Here is an 18,234-nt window from a genome sequence, read left to right as displayed (position 1 = left end):
GCTCGTGTTTAAGAAGGTACTTATCGCCAACCGTGGAGAGATAGCTGTCCGCATTATACGCGCTTGCCGTGAACTAGGTATCAGGACTGTGGCAGTTTATTCGGAGGCGGATCGTAACTCTTTACACGTTAAACTGGCTGATGAGGCCATCTGTATAGGTCCTCCACCAGCTACACGGAGTTACTTAAATATCCCTAGTATTATTGCTGCAGCCCAGGTGACGGGAGTAGAGGCTATCCATCCCGGTTATGGTTTTTTAGCCGAGAATGCCTATTTTGCTGAGATGTGCTCTACCTCTGGGTTAACCTTTATAGGCCCCCCAGCCCGGGCTATCCAGCTAATGGGGGATAAAGCCCAAGCCCGGGCGACCATGAAAGCAGCTGGTGTACCTGTGGTGCCAGGCTCGGAAGGTGTAGTTACGGAAGTAGAGCGGGCTCTAGCCTTGGCTGAAGAAATTGGATATCCAGTAATTGTTAAGGCAGCAGCAGGAGGCGGGGGCCGCGGGATGCGGGTGGCTCAGAATCCTGCTGAATTGCGGCGAGCGGTTCAAGTAGCCCAGCAGGAAGCCGAGGCAGCTTTCGGTAATGGCCATATTTATCTAGAAAAGTATATAGAAGAACCGCGACATATTGAGTTTCAAGTTTTAGGAGATACCCATGGCCATCTTATCCACTTGGGAGAAAGGGATTGTTCCATCCAACGCCGGCACCAAAAAGTGTTAGAAGAAGCTCCTTCTACTGCTTTAACACCGGAGCTGCGCCAAGAGATGGGGGCCGTTGCCGTAAAGGCTGCAGCAGCTGTGGGATACTATGGCGCAGGAACAGTAGAGTTTTTATTAGATAAACACGGACGGTATTACTTTATTGAGATGAACACCCGCATTCAAGTAGAACATCCGGTTACAGAGGCGGTTACAGGAATAGACCTCGTCAAAGCCCAGCTCCTTATTGCGGCGGGGGAGAAACTCCCTTACCGGCAAGAGGACATTGAGATACGGGGTCACGCCTTAGAGTGCAGGATCAATGCTGAAGATCCGGCCCAGAATTTCCGGCCCTCACCAGGCCGCGTAGAAAAATACCATGCACCGGGAGGTTTCGGCATCCGGGTGGACAGTGCCCTCTATCCAGGGTATGAGATACCTCCTTACTACGATTCCCTGGTGGCCAAAGTTATCGCTTGGGCCCCTACCCGGGAAGAGGCTATAGCCAGGATGCGGAGTGCCTTGCAAGAGATGGTCATCGAGGGTATACCCACCACCATCCCCTTCCACCTTAAAATCCTGGACAATGCCTTTTTCCGCCGGGGAGAAGTATATACTAACTTTATCCAACGCCGCTTGGCGGATTAGATTTTAAAACGTTGTAAGAACGGGGTAGGTCTGGTATAATGGAGGAGAAATCTGGGAAAGGCAGGTGCTTATCCAGTGGAACCCACTAAAACCGTATCCCCCCCTGAGGTATCTACTGAATTGGGCTCCATTAGGATCGCTGATGAAGTGGTAGCCATCATAGCTGGTCTTGCTGCTACAGAGGTAGAAGGCGTAGCTGGTATGAGCGGCGGTATTGCTGGCGGTATTGCTGAAATGCTGGGGAGGAAAAACCTTTCTAAAGGAGTAAAGGTGGAAGTAGGAGAAAAGGAAGCAGCAGTAGATCTCTTTGTTATTGTAGACTACGGAGTGCGGATACCGGATGTAGCCATCAAAATCCAGGAGCGCGTGAAGAGATCTATTGAAAGCATGACCGGCCTTAGGGTGGTAGAAGTAAATGTTCACGTACAGGGAGTAGCTTTCCCCCAAGAGAAGGCACCTGAAGAAGAAATGAGCCGGGTACGCTAGGGGAGGCGGGTTGGTAAGTGGCTTTTTTTGAACGGGCGGTCCTCGCCCTTTATTCATTATTAATAGCTGCTTTAAGTTTGAGTTTCCTTCTTACCAGTGCTGGGTGGACCCTCCTTCTCGATCTTTACGAGTACACCCTCACCAGAACCGACTATCGGGTAGTAGGAGCTATAATAGCAGCAGTTCTGTTTTTAGTATCTTGGCGGTTTTTCTGGGTTAGCCTAAGGGTACCTCGTAGCAAAGTGGAACAGGTGAGTATTTATCGAGGAGAGGGAGGAGAAGTTACCATCACTTCTACCGCTTTAGAACAGCTAGTTATACGGGGCGCTCGCCAGGTTAAAGGCCTCCGGGAGATTAGGCCTAAGCTTAAACTTTTACCAGAGGGAGTAGCCCTATCCCTAGAGGTAACCGCAAGCCCGGACCAAAATTTACCCACCCTAGCCCAAGAGCTCCAGGAAAACGTGCGCCGGTATGTAACTGGTACAGCAGGTCTTGATATTTTAGAGGTGCGGGTCTTGATCAATGGTATCGCTTATGAGACCTTAAGGCGTGTGGACTAGGGGTGAAGCAGGGTTGGATAAAGACGAATTACTTAAAATATGGCGTGAGCATAAGGGTAAGATATGTGGCCTTGCGTTAGGATTGCTCTTTGGGCTGGCTGTAGCTGCCCTGGGGTTGGGGAAGACGCTCTTTATTGCTTTTTGTATGCTCATAGGTTACTTTATAGGTCGTCACCTGGATAGCGGCCAGGGTTGGTCAGAATGGTGGAAACATATCTCCCGCAGGCGCTGGTAGAAAGGGGCGAAGCTTAAGTTTTGAGCCGGAGAAAGGCTAGGCGTAGAGCATTGCAAGCTTTGTTTGCCGCCGATATCGGGCGTATACCGGGTGAGGCTGCCTTAGAGCAGGTACTGGAAGGGAAAAGCTTAGATCCAGAGGAGGCCTCCTTTGCCCGCCAGTTAGTCCGAGGGGTGGGGGAAAAGCGGGAGAAGTTAGATGAGCTGTTGGATAAGTACGCTATAGGTTGGCCGGTAGAGCGTATGCCAGTGGTGGACCGTAACATTTTACGCCTAGGTCTTTATGAACTCCTGTTTTTACGAGAGGAAATCCCCTCTACGGTGGCCATAAACGAGGCTGTGGAATTGGCCAAGATCTTTAGTACCGAAGAGGCTTCCGCTTTTATAAACGGGATTTTAGATACTATACGGCGGGATTTCGAGGAAGGTAAGGTAAGTACATAAAAAGAGAGATAACCAGGCAATTAGGATGTTATAGAAGGCGATTTCGGGGAAGGTAGGGTAAGGTTTAAAGGTGGCTGTCCTGGGGATCGATACTAGCTGTTATACTACGGCCATAGCCATAGTAGATACTCAAGGAAAGCTTCTTTTTGAGGACCGCCGGTTGCTGCGGGTACCTGAGGGAGAATACGGGCTGCAGCAATCTATGGCGGTTTTTCAGCATATAGGAAACCTTCCCGAGCTCCTACTTCGCGCCTTTGAATTGGTTTCTCCCCGGGAACTCCGGGCCGTGGCAGCTTCCATTAAGCCAAGACCGGTTCCCGGTTCTTATATGCCTGTTTTTACTGTTTCCGCTCACCAAGGCCGTATTCTCTCTGCTGCCTTGAGAGTACCTTTTTGGTCCACCACCCATCAAGAGGGTCACCTGCGGGCCGGCCTATGGTCAGCGGGGTTTGTTCCCAGGAAGCCCTTTATAGCTGTTCATCTTTCCGGGGGAACTTCAGAAATATTGCTAGTGGAGCATGAAAAAGGGAGCCTTAAACTAAAGAAAGTGGGCGGCAGTACAGACCTTAACGCCGGGCAATTAATTGATCGTATCGGCGTTCTTCTGGGCTTACCTTTTCCCGCTGGGCCACACCTGGAACAGCTGGCCCGGGAAGCAGGATCAGACGCAGAAGAGGTAACCCTCCCTTCCGCCGTACGCGGCTATAATTTCAGCTTTTCCGGGCCAGCCTCCCACGCTGAACGCCTTATCCAGCAAGGTGCTCCGCCTGCTGCCGTAGCCCGAGCAGTAGAAAGGTGTATTGCTAATACCCTAGAGAAGGTTTTACGGCCCTTGATGGAAGAAACCGGATACCGGGAAATACTTCTCGTGGGCGGGGTGGCAGCTAATCTTTTCTTGCGTGAACGCTTGCGCCATCGGCTAGAACACCGAGCCGTAGGCGGGAAGCTATATTTTGCTGAACCCCAGCATAGTACAGACAATGCCATAGGAGTAGCCCTCTTAGGACTAGAAGGGGTATCTTAAAGTGATGAGGTTAAACCGATAGAGCCCGGCGCACATCGGGGAGAAAGAGGCCTAACCCCAGGGCCAGAATGGGTAACAGGCTCATTAGGGAAAGGGTTTGCGGGACTCCTATTGTATCGGCTATCCCTCCTAATATAGTTAACCCTAGCCCTCCTGTGCCTACAGCAAACCCAATCATTAACCCGGAGGCGATACCCACGTGCCCAGGTAGGAGATTCTGGGCTAAGACAATGGAAGGGGCGAAACTAGAAATCAAGATAAATCCAGAGACACCTACCAGAAGGTAAAGCCAGGGTGGGCGAACATGGGGTAAGGAAAGTGCCAACGGTATCATGAGTGCCATGGAAAGAAGAATAAGGCGACGCGCTCCCCAACGGTCAGCCAAATGCCCTCCAACCAGGGTTCCTAGGGCACCGGCTACCAAGAATATCCCGAGGAGACTACTTGAAAATGTAGGATCTCCACCTAGGTAATTAATAAAATAGAAAGGGATATAAAAGGTCATACCAGCATGGAGCCAGGAACGGAGTATTACTATAGCCAAAAGAAGTAGTAAGGCTTTGGTATTCCCAGCGCGAAGGACCTGATTTCCTTCTTCTTTATATCTTGGTGATGGTTTTGGGGAAGACGAAGACACATTGGCTAGTATCCGCCCCAGGAGCGGCAAGGAATACCATAGGTATACCGAGAGGAGACCTGCTGGGAAGAGTAGAAAGGGTGAAGACCTAGTCCCTCCATGGGCGAGGAGAAAAGCAGCCACCAAGGGTCCAAGGCCGAAACCTAAGTTTCCACCTACTGAGAAGATAGCCATCGAGCTAGCTTGTTGCTCCTCGCTTAGATAATGGGCTGTTTTGGAAGCTTCCGGATGGTAACTTGCAACTCCTAGGCCGCTTAAGAATACAGCCAAAATGAGGGTTAAATAATTGGGGGCCCAGCCAGCTAGGGCCATACCTAAGGTGGCTAGAAAACATCCAGCAGGAAGCATCCAGCGGCTTCCGCGACGATCAGACCAGAATCCGAAAAGAGGTTGGATAACTGAAGAGCTTAAGTTAGAAATAAGCGCTACCAGGCTGGCGGCAGTATACGAAAGGCTAAATTGTTCCTTATAGATGGATAAAAAAATAGGCAACAGCCCTTGGTTAAGATCGGTAAGGAAATGTCCGAGGCTTAAAAGATAGAGAAAACGCTTGTTTTGGTTCATGCAGGTACCTCCATATCTTTAAAGATATTAAACCCTAATTTATAGGCGGGTCAAGGGCCAGAATGGCCCGCTAGGCTTCCTAAATGCTCGGGTGGTGGATTTCTGGTGTTTTTTCTTGTTGGTCTTAAGCAGGAATATGGTTTTTTAAGCCGAAATATTAAACGGACATGCGTCCTGTTAGAGAACATTAAAGGGAGAAGGGGAGGTGCATTAAGTTAAGTGTATCGCATAGTCAAGAAAAAAGAATTGGCTAAGAATATTAAGCTACTAGAAGTGGAGGCTCCCATGGTTGCTGCTAAAGCAGCAGCTGGGCAGTTTGTCATTTTGCGTATAGATGAGCCAGGGGAGCGTATCCCTCTTACCATTGCTGATTTTAATCGGGAACAGGGCACTATTACCATGATTTTTCAGGAAGTGGGGTACACCACCCGCAAACTAGGTGAGTTAAAGGAAGGGGATTACCTCGCTGACTTTGTGGGCCCTTTAGGGCAGCCTTCCGAAATTGAAAAATATGGGCGGGTGGTATGCGTAGGCGGAGGAGTGGGAGTGGCTCCCGTTTACCCCATAGCTAGGGCTTTAAAGGAAGCTGGTAATGAGGTGATATCTATTATAGGAGCCCGTACGCGGGAACTCCTTATCTTAGAAGAAGAGATGCGAGCTATTTCCGACGAGCTCTTAGTGGCTACAGATGATGGAACCTACGGCCATAAAGGATTCGTTACCGACCTTTTGGCTGAAGTCTTACGCCGCGACGGGCGAGTAGACAGGGTTTGGGGGATCGGCCCGGTGGTAATGATGCGGGCTGTGGCAGAGACAACTAGGCCGTTCGGGGTACCCACCATTGTAAGTATGAATCCTATCATGGTCGATGGTACGGGTATGTGCGGTGCCTGCCGGGTAAGTGTAGGCGGGGAAACTAAATTTGCTTGTGTAGATGGCCCAGAGTTCGATGCCCATCTTGTGGATTGGGAGCTAGCTTTGCGGAGGCTAAATATGTACCGTGAGGAAGAGGCCCGGGCCTTGGCTTATCATACGGGCGAAGGGGGGAGTTGTCGATGCCAGTAACCCCTAAGAAAACTCCCATGCCTTGCCAGCCGGCAAAAGAACGTATCCGTAATTTCCAAGAAGTGGCCTTGGGCTACACGGAAGAACAGGCAAGGCTTGAAGCGGAAAGGTGCCTGCAATGCAAGAAAGCCCCCTGCCGTCAGGGTTGCCCAGTGGAGATAGATATCCCGAGCTTTATTAATTTTATCAAGCAAGGAGATTTTGAAGGGGCTATTAAAAAGATTAAAGAAAAAAACAATCTCCCCGCCATCTGCGGCCGGGTCTGTCCCCAGGAGAACCAATGCGAGAAGTATTGCACTTTGTCCAAAAAAGGGGAGCCGGTGGCTATTGGAAGGCTAGAGCGCTTCGCTGCCGACTATCAACTGAGCCAGGGAGGCAGTGAGGTGCCCACTTTACCACCTCCTACTGGGTTTAAAGTGGCAGTCATCGGTTCAGGCCCGGCTGGTCTTACGGCGGCTGCGGATCTAGCCCGTATGGGGCATAAAGTTACCATTTTTGAAGCCCTTCATGTTCCAGGCGGTGTCCTGATGTACGGCATACCCGAATTCCGCCTGCCTAAAAGGATCGTGCAGGCCGAAGTGGGCTATATCCGGCGCTTAGGTGTAGAGATACGGACTAACTCTGTAGTAGGGAAAATGGTAACGGTGGACGAACTTTTGGAGAACGGTTATGATGCTGTATTTATCGGTACCGGTGCTGGGCTTCCTCACTTTATGGGTATACCGGGGGAAAATTTCCTGGGAGTATATTCGGCCAATGAGTTCCTCACCCGCACCAATTTAATGAAAGCTTACCTTTTTCCCGAGTATCTTACCCCCATTAAAGTGGGTGAACGGGTAGCTGTGATCGGGGCAGGCAATGTGGCCATGGATGCTGCCCGTACAGCCCTGCGGTTAGGAGCTAAAAAATCTATGATCGTTTACCGGCGTTCAGCAGAAGAAATGCCCGCTCGTAAAGAAGAAGTGGAAAATGCTGAGGAAGAAGGTGTAGAATTTCACTTTTTAACCAGCCCGGTAGAGATCCACGGTGATGAGGCCGGATGGGTTAAGGGCATGACTTGCATCCGGTATGAACTGGGCGAACCGGATGCTAGCGGTCGGCGTCGACCCGTACCTATCCCTGGTTCAGAATACTATATGGAAGTAGATACTGTAGTCATAGCCATCGGCCAGGGACCTAATCCCCTCGTGCTCCGTACCACCCCTGGCTTAGAGCTCACCAAGAAAGGGACTATCGCTGCTGATGAGGAAACAGGGGCCACCTCCCGGCCGGGTGTCTTCGCTGGCGGGGATATTGTAACTGGTGCAGCTACGGTTATCCTGGCCATGGGTGCTGGTAAAAAGGCTGCCCGGGCCATCGATGCTTATCTTCGAGGAAAGGGGAGTAGGAGCAATGGCTAATATATTAGATGGTAAAAAAATTGCGGCCGAAGTACGGGAAGAAGTTAAAAGGGAAGTAGAGGAATTGAAAGCGCGCGGTATCACCCCTGGGCTGGCGGTTATCCTGGTGGGAGATGACCCCGCCTCCCAGGTTTACGTGCGCAATAAACATCGAGCCTGTGAAGAAGTAGGAATATATTCCGAGGTGCATAGGTTGGCTGCCAGTACTACCCAGGAAGAGGTCCTACAGCTTATTGATCAGCTTAACCATGATCCCCGTATCCACGGAATCCTGGTCCAGCTACCTCTGCCCGACCATATTGACGAGAAAAAGGTGATCGATAGTATAGCTTTAGATAAAGATGTGGACGGCTTTAGCCCTTCTAATGTAGGTAATCTGGTGATAGGGGACAAATGTTTCTATCCCTGTACACCCCACGGGTGCATGGTCTTATTGGAACGGGCTGGTATAGATCCTAAGGGGAAAAAAGCGGTAGTGGTAGGGCGCAGTAATATTGTGGGCAAGCCTATGGCTATGATGCTTTTAGCTCGCCATGCCACGGTGACCATTTGCCATTCCCGTACGGCTGATCTTGCGGCTGAATGTCGTCAAGCGGATATATTAGTAGCGGCTGTGGGGAAACCCGAACTTATAACTGGCGATATGGTTAAAGAAGGTGCAGTAGTTATAGACGTAGGTATTAACCGCCTGCCGGACGGGAGGCTGGTGGGTGATGTGCACTTTGAGAGTGTAAGCTCAAAAGCTTCCTGGATCACCCCGGTCCCTGGTGGGGTAGGTCCCATGACCATTGCTATGCTCCTTAAGAACACGGTGGAGGCTGCCCGGCGGGCGTGTTAAACCGGCAGCGCATCCTAACTATAAGTGAGGTCACCTTTTACATTAAGGCCTTATTGGATAAGGATATCCGCCTTAGTAACCTTTGGGTGAAGGGTGAAATATCTAATCTAAAGTGGCATTCCTCCGGACACCTGTATTTTAGCCTAAAGGATAAGGTAGCGGCCCTGCGCTGCGTTATGTTCCAGGGCCGCTGCCGCAACCTTGGGTTTAGGCCGGAGAACGGAAAACAGGTTATCGCTCGAGGGTATATTAGCGTATACGAGCGGGATGGCCTGTACCAGCTTTATGTACAGGATCTTTACCCGGCGGGAATGGGTCTGATAGAGGCGGCCCTGCAGGAGTTAAAGAAGCGGCTAGAAAAGGAAGGCCTCTTTGATCCCACACGCAAACGACCTCTTCCTAAGCTTCCCCAGAGAATAGGCTTGGTTACTTCCTTAGATGGTGCGGCTTGGCGAGATGTCTTTACCGTTGTCCGGCGAAGGTACCCGGGTATGGGTATCGTCCTGGCCCCTGCTTCTGTACAGGGAGAGACAGCTGTAGAGGAAATAGTGGCTGCTATAGAAAACTTAAACCGCTGGGGAAAGGTAGATGTAATAATTGTGGGTCGCGGGGGAGGGTCAACGGAAGAGCTTTCGGCCTTCAACACCGAGGAAGTGGCCCGGGCCATTTATGCCTCGCGGATACCAGTTATAACTGCTGTAGGCCATGAGACGGATTACACTATAGCCGATCTGGTAGCTGACCGCCGTGCCCCTACTCCTTCTGCAGCAGCTGAAATGGCTGTCCCTGTACGGGCTGAACTAGAACGAGAGGTATTGAAACTTAAAGAACGGCTGGACCGTAGTGTTCTTTATAGATTACAGTTTATGAAGGAGAGGCTAGAGCGGCTGGTACAAAGCCGGGGGCTTGCTCGGCCCGAACAAGAAATATATTCTCGGCAGCAGTATCTGGATGTTTTGGAGCAGCGGCTAGAAGCTGCGTGGTCCCTGTTATGGCAAGAGAGGGCTAAAAAACTTGAGCTTTTAATCACCCGGTTGGAGGCAGCTAGCCCTTTGACTGTTTTACGGCGGGGATATGCGGTCTGCCGAACCTACCCAGACGGCCGCGTAGTACGCTGCAGCAACGAGGTAAACCCAGGGGATAGAGTGGAGGTTATTTTACGGGCGGGCGCCCTCCAATGCTTGGTAGATAAAGTAGAGGGGGAACGGAGTTGGCAGGAGAAAGAGAAAGGAAATTAACCTTTGAAGAGGCCTTAGGTAAGTTAGAGGCTGTTGTCCAAGCCCTGGAGGGTGGAAATCTTAAATTAGAAGAGGCCCTGGACTATTACCAGGAGGGTATACGGCTAGTTCGTTTTTGCCGGGAGCAGCTTAATAAGTTTGAACATAAGCTCCAGATCTTGATGGCCCAGGAGGATGGAGAACTGGTTATCCGGGAATTGGAACTGCCGGAGGTATAGGGCCATGGACTTGGCAGATTATCTTGCTAACCGTCGCAAGCTCGTGGAAGAGGCGCTAGAGCACGTTCTTCCCCCAGCCAGATCTTTCCCCCCCCTCATACATGAAGCCATGCGCTATAGCCTTTTTGCCGGGGGGAAAAGGCTCCGCCCTATATTGGTTTTAGCGGCAGGGGAAGCAGTAGGATGCCCTCCCCAAAGGCTTTTGCCTGCGGCTTGCGCAGTAGAGCTCCTTCATACTTATTCCCTTATCCATGATGACCTCCCTGCCATGGATAATGATGATTACCGGCGGGGGCGCTTGACTTGTCATAAAGTTTATGGGGAAGCCATAGCTATCCTGGCCGGGGATGCCTTGCTTACCGCGGCTTTCGGTGTCCTGGCAGCTCAGGTGGAAGTTGGGAGCAGCCCAGAAGCCACCCTGGCTGCTGTCCGTGAGCTAGCTCAAGCTGCAGGTAGCCAGGGACTAGTCGGGGGTCAGGTAGTGGATCTTCTCTCCGAAGGCCAGCCACCAGAAGCTCAGCTTGTGGAATATATTCACCGCCATAAGACGGGTAGCCTTATCCGGGCTTGCGTCCGCATCGGCGGCCTCCTAGGGGGAGCGACCACGGAGCAGCTGGATAAGTTAACCCGTTACGGTGAAGATATCGGGCTTGCTTTTCAAATTGTAGATGATTTGCTAGATATAGAAGGGGAATTCTATTATACCGGGAAGGTAGCGGGGAGCGACAGCAAAAAACAAAAGCTCACTTATCCAGCCTGCTTCGGTATAGAAGAATCGAGGCAAAGAGCCCAGGAACTCGCCACCCGGGCGGCCATTATAGCAGCAGAGCTAGGGGAAGCTGCATGGCCCTTAAAGGCCATAGCCCGTTATATAGTGGAGCGTAAGGGTTAGGGGGACCTTCCGCAGCCGAGGTTTACTTTGTCTGCACTTAGATGGCTTTTAAGGTGTGATGGGGTCTAAAGTAAAGTAAGGGCTTGCAAAAGCAAGCTATAGTAAAGTACATAAAGTCTTATAAGATTTCTTTTCCTCTAACCCTCATGGCGAGCTGTGGCTAGCGATAGTTCTTATTCATTCACCTTGCTGGGGGGTTCTTTTATACCTTATAATACATGCTACCAGGGCTTAGGCCTACCAGTTTAGTGGGTGGCGCAGTATCCTAGTCAGTGCTGCCCTTCCTGAAGACGGGCCTAAAAATCCGTCAAGGGCACAGCGATGAAGTTCCTGGTGCTGGCTGCCGACGCCCAGTCGGGGGCTGGTGCTGGGAGTTAAGGAAGGGGGGCGATCTACAAAGGCATGTAGGCGTTGACCCTCCTTCCGCGGAGACCCAAGTGCGTGGGAAAGTCTACACTAGGGATGAGTACTATGGCTTGGGGTATAAACCTGCAGTCGGTACAAAGGGTGCTGGCTGCAGCGTAGCCTGCCTTGAGTGGTTGTGGTGGAAACTGGCTGTTGAAACCACAACTGCAAAAGAGGCTAGGGAAGGGTGGGTGCTGTGGAGGAAAACTCCTAGGCTGTTTACCGCTTTGCTGGTAAGGCCTGCCAGGGATTAAAGTGTGTGCTAAGTGGTGATCCAGCTCTGTATACGGCGACGTTACAGGGCAACCTTTAAAGGGGAACCGCCGCTTGCGGCGACGGGCGGTAGGTTGCCGGGAAAACCTGCTGGACCTAAGCCACAACGTTTACCTGGCAGGTCGCCACCCACTGTAGCGGTAAGGGAGAATAGTCCTTGTAAATTAAGGGGAGTCCTGCTATTTGGGTAGTACTAAAAACCGAAACCGAAAACCGTGGCGAAATGCACTAACTACAGGTATTGGTACTTTTTTTTTGGCCTTAAGCTTAGGTTACTTATCCCAGACTTTCATTGGACGTTTAGCTTCCTTCCTGGTCTCTTTTATTCTACTAGTAGTAATTATTCTTATAGGTATAGCCTTTGATATTCTAGGTATAGCGGTAGCGGCAGCCCTAGAACCACCTTTGCATGCTCGCGCTGCTAGAAAGGTAGAGGGTGCGAGAGAAGCTTTATGGCTCCTTCGTAACGCCGATCGGGTAGCTAGCTTCGCCAATGACGTAGTGGGCGATGTATGCGCTACCTTAAGCGGAGCTATAGGAGCGAGCATCCTTTTCCGCTTGGTAGGAGGATCTGCCCAGGATATATGGATAAGTACGGCCATGACGGCGACTATTTCTGGCTTAACCGTGGGGGGCAAGGCTTTAGGTAAAAGCTTTGCCTTGCGGGAGGCTAATGAAATAGTTTTCTGGGTAGGCCGTATTCTATACTTTCTAGAGAGGTTAACAGGGAGATCTCTAATACCTATAAACAATACAAGACGGAAAGGTAGGAGTTCATGAGGCTCCTAAACAAGATCAACTCGCCGGAAGATCTAAAATCCTTAAGCCTTAAGCAGTTAGAAATCTTGGCCCAAGAAATACGGGAAGAATTAATATCCGTGGTGGCTAGAACAGGTGGCCATCTGGCCCCTAATCTGGGGGTGGTGGAACTTACCCTGGCCTTACACACTGTATTCCACTCACCTAGGGATAAAATAATTTGGGACGTAGGGCATCAATGTTATGTCCATAAGATCCTTACCGGGCGAAGGGATCGATTTGCTACTTTGCGCCAGTTCGGGGGCTTAAGCGGTTTTCCTAAAAGGTCAGAGAGCCCCCATGATGTTTTTAATACTGGGCATAGCAGCACCTCCATATCTGCTGCCCTAGGGATAGCTCTGGCCCGGGATTTAAGAGGAGAAGATTTTGAGGTCGTGGCGGTTATTGGCGATGGAGCCTTGACTGGCGGTATGGCCTTTGAGGCTTTGAACCATGCTGGTCACCTCAAAACCCATTTGATTGTGGTATTAAACGATAACGAAATGTCAATTTCGGGTCCGGTAGGGGGGCTTGCTGCTTATCTTTCCCGGTTGCGCACAGATCCTCGCTATTTCCGGAGTAAAGAGGAACTAGAGTTTATCTTGAGACGCCTGCCCCGGGTAGGACCGCATTTTTTAAAATTGATAGAGCGTTTAAAGGATAGCCTTAAATATTTAGTTATCCCAGGTATGCTTTTTGAGGAGCTAGGGTTTACCTATTTAGGACCCATCGATGGTCACAATCTATCCCAGCTTAAAGAAGTGCTTAAGCAGGCTCGCCGGACCCCGGGGCCGGTCCTAGTGCATGTCGTAACCCAAAAGGGTAAAGGTTATCCTCCAGCGGAAGCCCGGCCGGAGGTATTCCATGGAGTAGGCCCTTTTGATCCCCATACTGGGAAGGTGTTACCTTCTTCTGGACCGGCTACCTTTACTTCTGTGTTCGGTGCCGAACTTGTCCGCCAAGCAGAGAAAGATGAACGGATAGTGGCTATTACAGCGGCTATGCCGGAAGGGACAGGCCTCATGCCCTTTGCCCGGCGGTTCCCAGCACGCTTTTTCGATGTAGGTATTGCAGAGCAGCATGCGGTGACCCTGGCAGCCGGCCTGGCCACCATGGGTTTCCGTCCTGTGGTAGCGATTTACTCAACTTTCCTCCAGCGAGCCGTGGACCAAGTGATCCATGATGTGGCCCTGATGCATCTTCCGGTTACCCTAGTGCTGGACCGGGCAGGACTGGTAGGAGAAGATGGGGAGACGCACCAGGGCATATTTGATATAGCCCTTTTGCGGTGTATTCCGGGGATGGTCCTTATGGCGCCTAAGGATGAGCAAGAGCTTAAAGATATGTTGGTAACCGCTCTTCAAATTGAGGGACCTGTGGCCTTGCGTTATCCGCGAGGTCCGGGGGTGGGAGTGCCCCTGGAAGATCCAGCACGTCCATTACCTGTAGGCAAAGGAGAAATTTTGCGGGATGGTCGGCAAGCGGTCATTGTAGCCATTGGCCCCTTAGTGTATGCGGCCTTGGAAGCGGCTGAAAGGCTGGCCACCCAGGGGCTCGAAGTAGCTGTTATCAATGCTCGTTTCATTAAACCTTTAGATAAAGACCTGATCGTGGAATGGGCCCAAAAAACGGGACACCTTGTGACTTTAGAGGAACATGTGGTGGCTGGAGGGTTTGGAAGCGCAGTTTTGGAGGCCTTGGCTGAGGCTGGATGTACGGGTGTAAAAGTTAAAACCTTAGGTATCAGCAGGGATATTTTTGTGGAGCACGGGAAACCTGATATGTTGAGGGAGAAACTAGGCCTTACCGCCCCGGCCATTGCTCAAGCTGTGGAGACTTTATTTTTGAATTAAAGGGTAAGCCTTAGGAGGAAGATTTAGGTGAGTCCTAAGAAGAGGTTGGATTTGCTGCTAGTAGAAAGGGGGTTGTTTCCTAGCCGGGAAAGGGCGCGAGTAGCCATCATGGCTGGCGAGGTCCTAGTAGAGGGGCAGAAGGTGACCAAGCCAGGGACCATGATACCAGTTAATGCTCAATTAAAAGTAATAGGCTCTCCCTGCCCTTATGTAAGCCGGGGTGGGCTAAAATTACAACATGCCTTGGAAGTTTTCCCGGTGGACCCTAAAGGCAAGGTGGCTTTGGATGCAGGGGCTTCCACCGGAGGGTTTACGGATTGCCTTTTGAAACATGGAGCTATAAGGGTTCATGCTGTAGATGTGGGTTATGGTCAATTAGACTGGAGGCTCCGGCAAGATCCCCGGGTGGTGGTCCATGAACGTATAAACTTAAGATACTTAACACCGGAGATTTTGGGCGAACGAGTGGACCTGGCGACCTTAGATCTATCTTTTATATCGCTTAATAAAGTATGGGATGCCGTAGCGCGCTGTTTAAAACCTGAAGGCCAGGTTTTAGCCTTAGTTAAACCCCAATTTGAAGCTGGACCGGAAAAGGTAGGTAAACGGGGGGTGGTACGGGACCCCGAGGTTCACCGCCAAGTATTACGAGAAGTAGCTTTCGGTGCCCGCTCCCAGGGTTTTGGTGTCCGGGGTCTTACCTTTTCTCCCCTCCTAGGACCGGAAGGGAACCGGGAGTTTTTCCTTTGGCTTATCTTAGATGCCCCAGGTCTTGGAGAAGAAGAGCTTAAAAGTCTAATCCCCCTAGTTGTGGATAAGGCCCATGCCCAAGTGCATTAGATATCTTATGGTATAATTGAACTTAAGAATAATTTAGGTTATGTTTCCTGGAAATGAGGGACGGGGTTGCAGAAAATAGGGTTTATTGCTAACTTGGATAAATTAGGAGTGGGTGAGGTAACGTTAGAACTAGCTAGGTGGCTGGAACAGCGAGGGGTTGAGCCCCTAATCCTAAAGAGCAATGCTGTAAAATTAGGTTGCCCCTGGTGGGGGGCTGAACCCGAAACCCTGGCCACCGCTAATTGTGTGTTATCCTTGGGAGGTGATGGGACCCTTCTTCGAGCTGCACGCATCATGGCTCCCTGGGGTACCCCTATTTTAGGAGTAAACTTAGGCCATTTAGGTTTCCTTACTGAAATTGAAGTGAAGGAACTCTTTCCAGCCGTAGAACAGCTCCTTTTAGGACGTTTCCGCATCGAAGAGCGCATGATGCTAGCAAGTTATTTAGAACGCCAGGGATCTCAAAAACAATTTTGGGCTTTAAATGATGTGGTCATTACTAAAGGAGCTTTCTCCCGTATGCTAAGGTTGGAAGTTTACATAGGTCCCTATTACCTCGATACCTACCGCGCGGATGGTCTCATCATTTCCTCCCCAACCGGGTCCACGGCTTACTCCCTATCTGCGGGAGGTCCTTTAGTTTCGCCCCAACTACAGGTAATGATCCTAACCCCCATATGCCCCCATACCCTTTATGCCCGGCCGCTGGTGGTACCAGCAGAACAAGAGATCCGGGTGAGGGTTTATACTGCTAGCGCCGAAGTGATGCTTACCGTGGATGGCCAGCAGGGAATAAATTTAATCCACAAAGATGAAATAGTAACCACCCGAGCTTCCTTTCCGGCGCGGTTAATAAGGCTCCGGGACCGGTCCTTCTATAGTCTTCTCCGGGAGAAGTTTAGGGAAGGGGGGTAAGGATGGATAAGGCTGCTCGCCAGCGGCTTATCCTGGGCATCATTACTGAAAAACCTGTGGCTACCCAGTGGCAGTTAACCCAAGAACTTAAGAAAAGGGGTTTAAAGGTTACCCAGGCTACTGTATCGCGGGACATCAAAGAGCTAGGACTTATAAAAGTTCCTTTTGGTGAGAACAGGTACCGCTATGCCCTTCCCCCAGAAGATAGGCGTTCCAATCCTTACCTCCGTTTAGAAAGGCTTTTCCAAGACTCAGTTCTTAAAGTAGACTTTAGTGAGAATCTAGTCGTTATTCGAACCCTTCCAGGTACTGCCCATGCTGTAGCCTCCTGTATTGACCAGGTGGAGTGGCCAGAGATTATAGGGACTGTAGCGGGAGATGATACCATCTTGGTTATTGTAAGACCTAAGGAAGCCGTACCAGGAATCTTAGAACGTTTCCACGCTCTCCTGCACCACAGGAGGTAAAGGAGTATGCTTGCCGAACTTCAAATAGAAAATTTTGCTTTAATTGAAAAACTGAAGCTAAATTTAGGGCCTGGGCTAAACGTAGTTACTGGAGAAACAGGGGCAGGGAAATCTATAATCATAGATGCCATAGGTTTGCTAGTAGGAGCTCGGGCATCTGGGGAATACCTACGCGAGGGAGCCGAGCGGGGATGTGTTAGTGGGCTTTTTTATTGCCAGGATTTAAAAGGCGTAGAAGGAATCTTAAAAGAGCTAGGTTTTAAACCGGAAGAAGATGGAAGCCTTCTTTTAACGCGGGAATTGAGCCGGAGCGGCCGCCATTCTTGCCGGATCAATGGTCGCCCGGTTACCTTGTCTATGTATCAAAAAATAGGCCAGCATCTAGTAGACATCCACGGCCAGCACGCTTACCAATCCCTCCTGCGTCCTACCTACCAGCTACAGCTATTAGACAGTTTTGCAGGCCTTACAACTTTGCGTAAGGAAATAACAGAGATATATAGCCGTTGGCGGGCAGTTAAGCATGAGCTAGAAGAATTGTATGGTGATCCTAGTGAGCGGGAAAGGCAGAAAGACTTATTACGGTTCCAGATAGAGGAAATAGATCGAGCGGCTCCCAAGCTGGGTGAAGAAGAAGAACTTAAGCAAGAGCTTAAGATACTAACTTCCGCGGAAGAGCTGGCCAGGGGCGCAGAGATGGTTTATACCCATCTCTTCGGAGGAGGGGTGAGACAAGCCTCGGCTTATGATCTTCTAGCCCAAGCGGGGGAAATTCTTATCTCCATGGCTAACTTAGATCCCGGATTAAAGAAATGGGTGACCATGTTAGAAGAGGCCAGCTTACAAGTGGAAGAGGTAGCTAAGGCCCTGCGCTCTTATAGGGAGGCCCTTGAGTTCGATCCTAAGCGATTGCAGGAAATAGAAGATAGGCTAGAAACTTTGCGGCGCTTGCATAGAAAATACGGCCGTACCTTGGAAGACATCTTACGTTTCCGCGAAGAAGCAGCCGCCACCCTGGCCCGTTTAGAGCAAAGCGAGGAGTTAGCTTCCCGCTTAGAAAAAGAAAGTGAAAATTTACTTTCCGTTTATGAAGAAAAAGCTGCTAAACTCCACCATTTACGTCTTAAAGCAGCAAAGGAATTAGAAAAGGAAATTCAAGTGGTCTTACGGGAGCTAGCCATGCCAGCGGCAAAGGTGACTATTGCCTTACGCTGCCGGGAAGACCCAGGACCTGTAGGTAAAGATGAAATTGAATTTTATTTCCAACCTAATCCTGGGGAGGGAACGTATCCCTTAGCCCAAATAGCTTCAGGAGGCGAAATGGCTAGGGTAATGTTGGCTCTAAAAAGCATTTTAGCTGGTGTAGATGAGATTCCCACCCTGATCTTTGATGAAATCGATGCTGGTGTGGGTGGTCAAGCTGCTCGGAGCGTAGCCCTTCGCCTAGCACATATCGGCAGAAAACGTCAGGTCCTGTGTGTCACCCATTCTGCCCAATTGGCCAGCCTTGCTGATCATCATTTTAACGTGAACAAAGTGGTTCAAGGTAACCGCACTTATACTCTAGTAAAAGAGCTAACGGGAGAGGAGAGACTGCTAGAGCTTGCCCGTTTGTTGTCGGGAGAAGCTAGCCCAACAGCCCTAAAACATGCAGCAGAACTTTTAGACCAAGCTAAAGCAATTAAACGAAATTAAAACAAAATATCCCGTTATTTCACCCTCTGGTAAGCTAAGC

General features: G+C 50.3%; 19 protein-coding genes. 18 read left to right on the top strand and 1 reads right to left on the bottom strand.

Translation table 11 applies throughout. From position 1 onward, the window contains the following. Positions 1 to 4: 4 nt before the first annotated feature. From accC to B9A14_RS12215, 6 genes are all read left to right on the top strand, one after another. Positions 5 to 1,348, top strand: coding sequence for an acetyl-CoA carboxylase biotin carboxylase subunit (gene accC, locus B9A14_RS12240; protein ID WP_084665957.1), 1,344 nt, complete (start codon positions 5 to 7; stop codon positions 1,346 to 1,348). 75 nt (positions 1,349 to 1,423) lie between these two features. Beyond that, positions 1,424 to 1,834, top strand: a complete 411-nt coding sequence (locus B9A14_RS12235; RefSeq protein WP_084665956.1) for an Asp23/Gls24 family envelope stress response protein — start codon at positions 1,424 to 1,426, stop codon at positions 1,832 to 1,834. A 17-nt stretch (positions 1,835 to 1,851) separates the two neighbouring features. After that, a complete protein-coding gene (gene amaP / locus B9A14_RS12230) occupies positions 1,852 to 2,394 on the top strand; it encodes an alkaline shock response membrane anchor protein AmaP (protein ID WP_084665955.1) in 543 nt (180 codons plus the stop codon). A gap of 13 nt (positions 2,395 to 2,407) precedes the next feature. Further along, positions 2,408 to 2,629: a DUF2273 domain-containing protein gene (locus B9A14_RS12225; protein ID WP_172839151.1), complete on the top strand. Its 222-nt coding sequence runs from the start codon at positions 2,408 to 2,410 to the stop codon at positions 2,627 to 2,629. 20 nt (positions 2,630 to 2,649) lie between these two features. Further along, complete coding sequence (nusB, locus tag B9A14_RS12220) at positions 2,650 to 3,072, top strand: transcription antitermination factor NusB (RefSeq protein ID WP_084665953.1); 423 nt, start codon at positions 2,650 to 2,652, stop codon at positions 3,070 to 3,072. A 70-nt stretch (positions 3,073 to 3,142) separates the two neighbouring features. Continuing rightward, on the top strand, positions 3,143 to 4,096 hold the full coding sequence (locus tag B9A14_RS12215; protein WP_084665952.1) for a Kae1-like domain-containing protein: 954 nt from the start codon (positions 3,143 to 3,145) through the stop codon (positions 4,094 to 4,096). A 10-nt stretch (positions 4,097 to 4,106) separates the two neighbouring features. On the opposite strand, the gene B9A14_RS12210 is transcribed toward B9A14_RS12215, so the two are convergent. Next, on the bottom strand, positions 4,107 to 5,297 hold the full coding sequence (locus B9A14_RS12210; protein ID WP_084665951.1) for an MFS transporter: 1,191 nt from the start codon (positions 5,295 to 5,297) through the stop codon (positions 4,107 to 4,109). A 219-nt stretch (positions 5,298 to 5,516) separates the two neighbouring features. On the opposite strand from B9A14_RS12210, the gene B9A14_RS12205 reads away from it, so the two are divergent. The 12 genes from B9A14_RS12205 (at position 5,517) to recN (ending at position 18,194) form a co-directional block, all read left to right on the top strand. After that, the gene (locus B9A14_RS12205; RefSeq protein WP_084665950.1) at positions 5,517 to 6,362 is read left to right on the top strand and encodes a sulfide/dihydroorotate dehydrogenase-like FAD/NAD-binding protein; all 846 of its coding nucleotides are present in this window, start codon (positions 5,517 to 5,519) and stop codon (positions 6,360 to 6,362) included. Beyond that, positions 6,353 to 7,762, top strand: a complete 1,410-nt coding sequence (gene gltA / locus B9A14_RS12200; RefSeq protein WP_084665949.1) for an NADPH-dependent glutamate synthase — start codon at positions 6,353 to 6,355, stop codon at positions 7,760 to 7,762. Before B9A14_RS12205 ends, gltA begins: the two co-directional genes overlap by 10 nt. Then, positions 7,755 to 8,600 carry a bifunctional methylenetetrahydrofolate dehydrogenase/methenyltetrahydrofolate cyclohydrolase FolD gene (gene folD / locus B9A14_RS12195; RefSeq protein ID WP_084665948.1) on the top strand — a complete coding sequence of 282 codons (846 nt, stop codon included), beginning with the start codon at positions 7,755 to 7,757 and terminating at the stop codon, positions 8,598 to 8,600. Before gltA ends, folD begins: the two co-directional genes overlap by 8 nt. Further along, positions 8,594 to 9,838 carry an exodeoxyribonuclease VII large subunit gene (xseA, locus tag B9A14_RS12190; RefSeq protein WP_084665947.1) on the top strand — a complete coding sequence of 415 codons (1,245 nt, stop codon included), beginning with the start codon at positions 8,594 to 8,596 and terminating at the stop codon, positions 9,836 to 9,838. Before folD ends, xseA begins: the two co-directional genes overlap by 7 nt. Further along, a complete protein-coding gene (gene xseB, locus B9A14_RS12185) occupies positions 9,811 to 10,056 on the top strand; it encodes an exodeoxyribonuclease VII small subunit (RefSeq protein ID WP_084665946.1) in 246 nt (81 codons plus the stop codon). The genes xseA and xseB overlap by 28 nt, the downstream gene beginning before the upstream one ends. Before the next feature lie 4 nt (positions 10,057 to 10,060). Beyond that, positions 10,061 to 10,948, top strand: a complete 888-nt coding sequence (locus B9A14_RS12180) for a polyprenyl synthetase family protein (RefSeq protein WP_084665945.1) — start codon at positions 10,061 to 10,063, stop codon at positions 10,946 to 10,948. Between the two features lie 861 nt (positions 10,949 to 11,809). Beyond that, the gene (locus tag B9A14_RS12170; RefSeq protein ID WP_084665943.1) at positions 11,810 to 12,406 is read left to right on the top strand and encodes a CNNM domain-containing protein; all 597 of its coding nucleotides are present in this window, start codon (positions 11,810 to 11,812) and stop codon (positions 12,404 to 12,406) included. After that, positions 12,403 to 14,277, top strand: coding sequence for a 1-deoxy-D-xylulose-5-phosphate synthase (gene dxs, locus B9A14_RS12165; protein ID WP_084665942.1), 1,875 nt, complete (start codon positions 12,403 to 12,405; stop codon positions 14,275 to 14,277). Before B9A14_RS12170 ends, dxs begins: the two co-directional genes overlap by 4 nt. Before the next feature lie 27 nt (positions 14,278 to 14,304). Beyond that, positions 14,305 to 15,117 carry a TlyA family RNA methyltransferase gene (locus B9A14_RS12160; protein WP_084665941.1) on the top strand — a complete coding sequence of 271 codons (813 nt, stop codon included), beginning with the start codon at positions 14,305 to 14,307 and terminating at the stop codon, positions 15,115 to 15,117. 66 nt (positions 15,118 to 15,183) lie between these two features. Continuing rightward, positions 15,184 to 16,032, top strand: coding sequence for an NAD(+)/NADH kinase (locus B9A14_RS12155; protein ID WP_231967734.1), 849 nt, complete (start codon positions 15,184 to 15,186; stop codon positions 16,030 to 16,032). 2 nt (positions 16,033 to 16,034) lie between these two features. Then, positions 16,035 to 16,499: an arginine repressor gene (gene argR / locus B9A14_RS12150; protein WP_084665940.1), complete on the top strand. Its 465-nt coding sequence runs from the start codon at positions 16,035 to 16,037 to the stop codon at positions 16,497 to 16,499. A gap of 6 nt (positions 16,500 to 16,505) precedes the next feature. Then, positions 16,506 to 18,194 carry a DNA repair protein RecN gene (gene recN, locus B9A14_RS12145; protein ID WP_084665939.1) on the top strand — a complete coding sequence of 563 codons (1,689 nt, stop codon included), beginning with the start codon at positions 16,506 to 16,508 and terminating at the stop codon, positions 18,192 to 18,194. Positions 18,195 to 18,234 lie beyond the last annotated feature (40 nt).

Source organism: Thermanaeromonas toyohensis ToBE, assembly GCF_900176005.1.
Taxonomy (GTDB): Bacteria; Bacillota; DSM-521; order Neomoorellales; family Neomoorellaceae; genus Thermanaeromonas; species Thermanaeromonas toyohensis.
Note: the sequence above shows the minus strand (reverse complement) of the source record. Positions and strands in the feature narration are given on the sequence as shown.

Bases quoted from the DNA above. Each gene is read 5' to 3' on its own strand.
- B9A14_RS12210 (WP_084665951.1), bottom strand. From the start codon at position 5,297: ATGAACCAAAACAAGCGTTTTCTCTATCTTTTAAGCCTCGGACATTTC.
- gltA (WP_084665949.1), top strand. From the start codon at position 6,353: ATGCCAGTAACCCCTAAGAAAACTCCCATGCCTTGCCAGCCGGCAAAA.
- folD (WP_084665948.1), top strand. From the start codon at position 7,755: ATGGCTAATATATTAGATGGTAAAAAAATTGCGGCCGAAGTACGGGAA.
- B9A14_RS12180 (WP_084665945.1), top strand. From the start codon at position 10,061: ATGGACTTGGCAGATTATCTTGCTAACCGTCGCAAGCTCGTGGAAGAG.
- dxs (WP_084665942.1), top strand. From the start codon at position 12,403: ATGAGGCTCCTAAACAAGATCAACTCGCCGGAAGATCTAAAATCCTTA.
- argR (WP_084665940.1), top strand. From the start codon at position 16,035: ATGGATAAGGCTGCTCGCCAGCGGCTTATCCTGGGCATCATTACTGAA.
- recN (WP_084665939.1), top strand. From the start codon at position 16,506: ATGCTTGCCGAACTTCAAATAGAAAATTTTGCTTTAATTGAAAAACTG.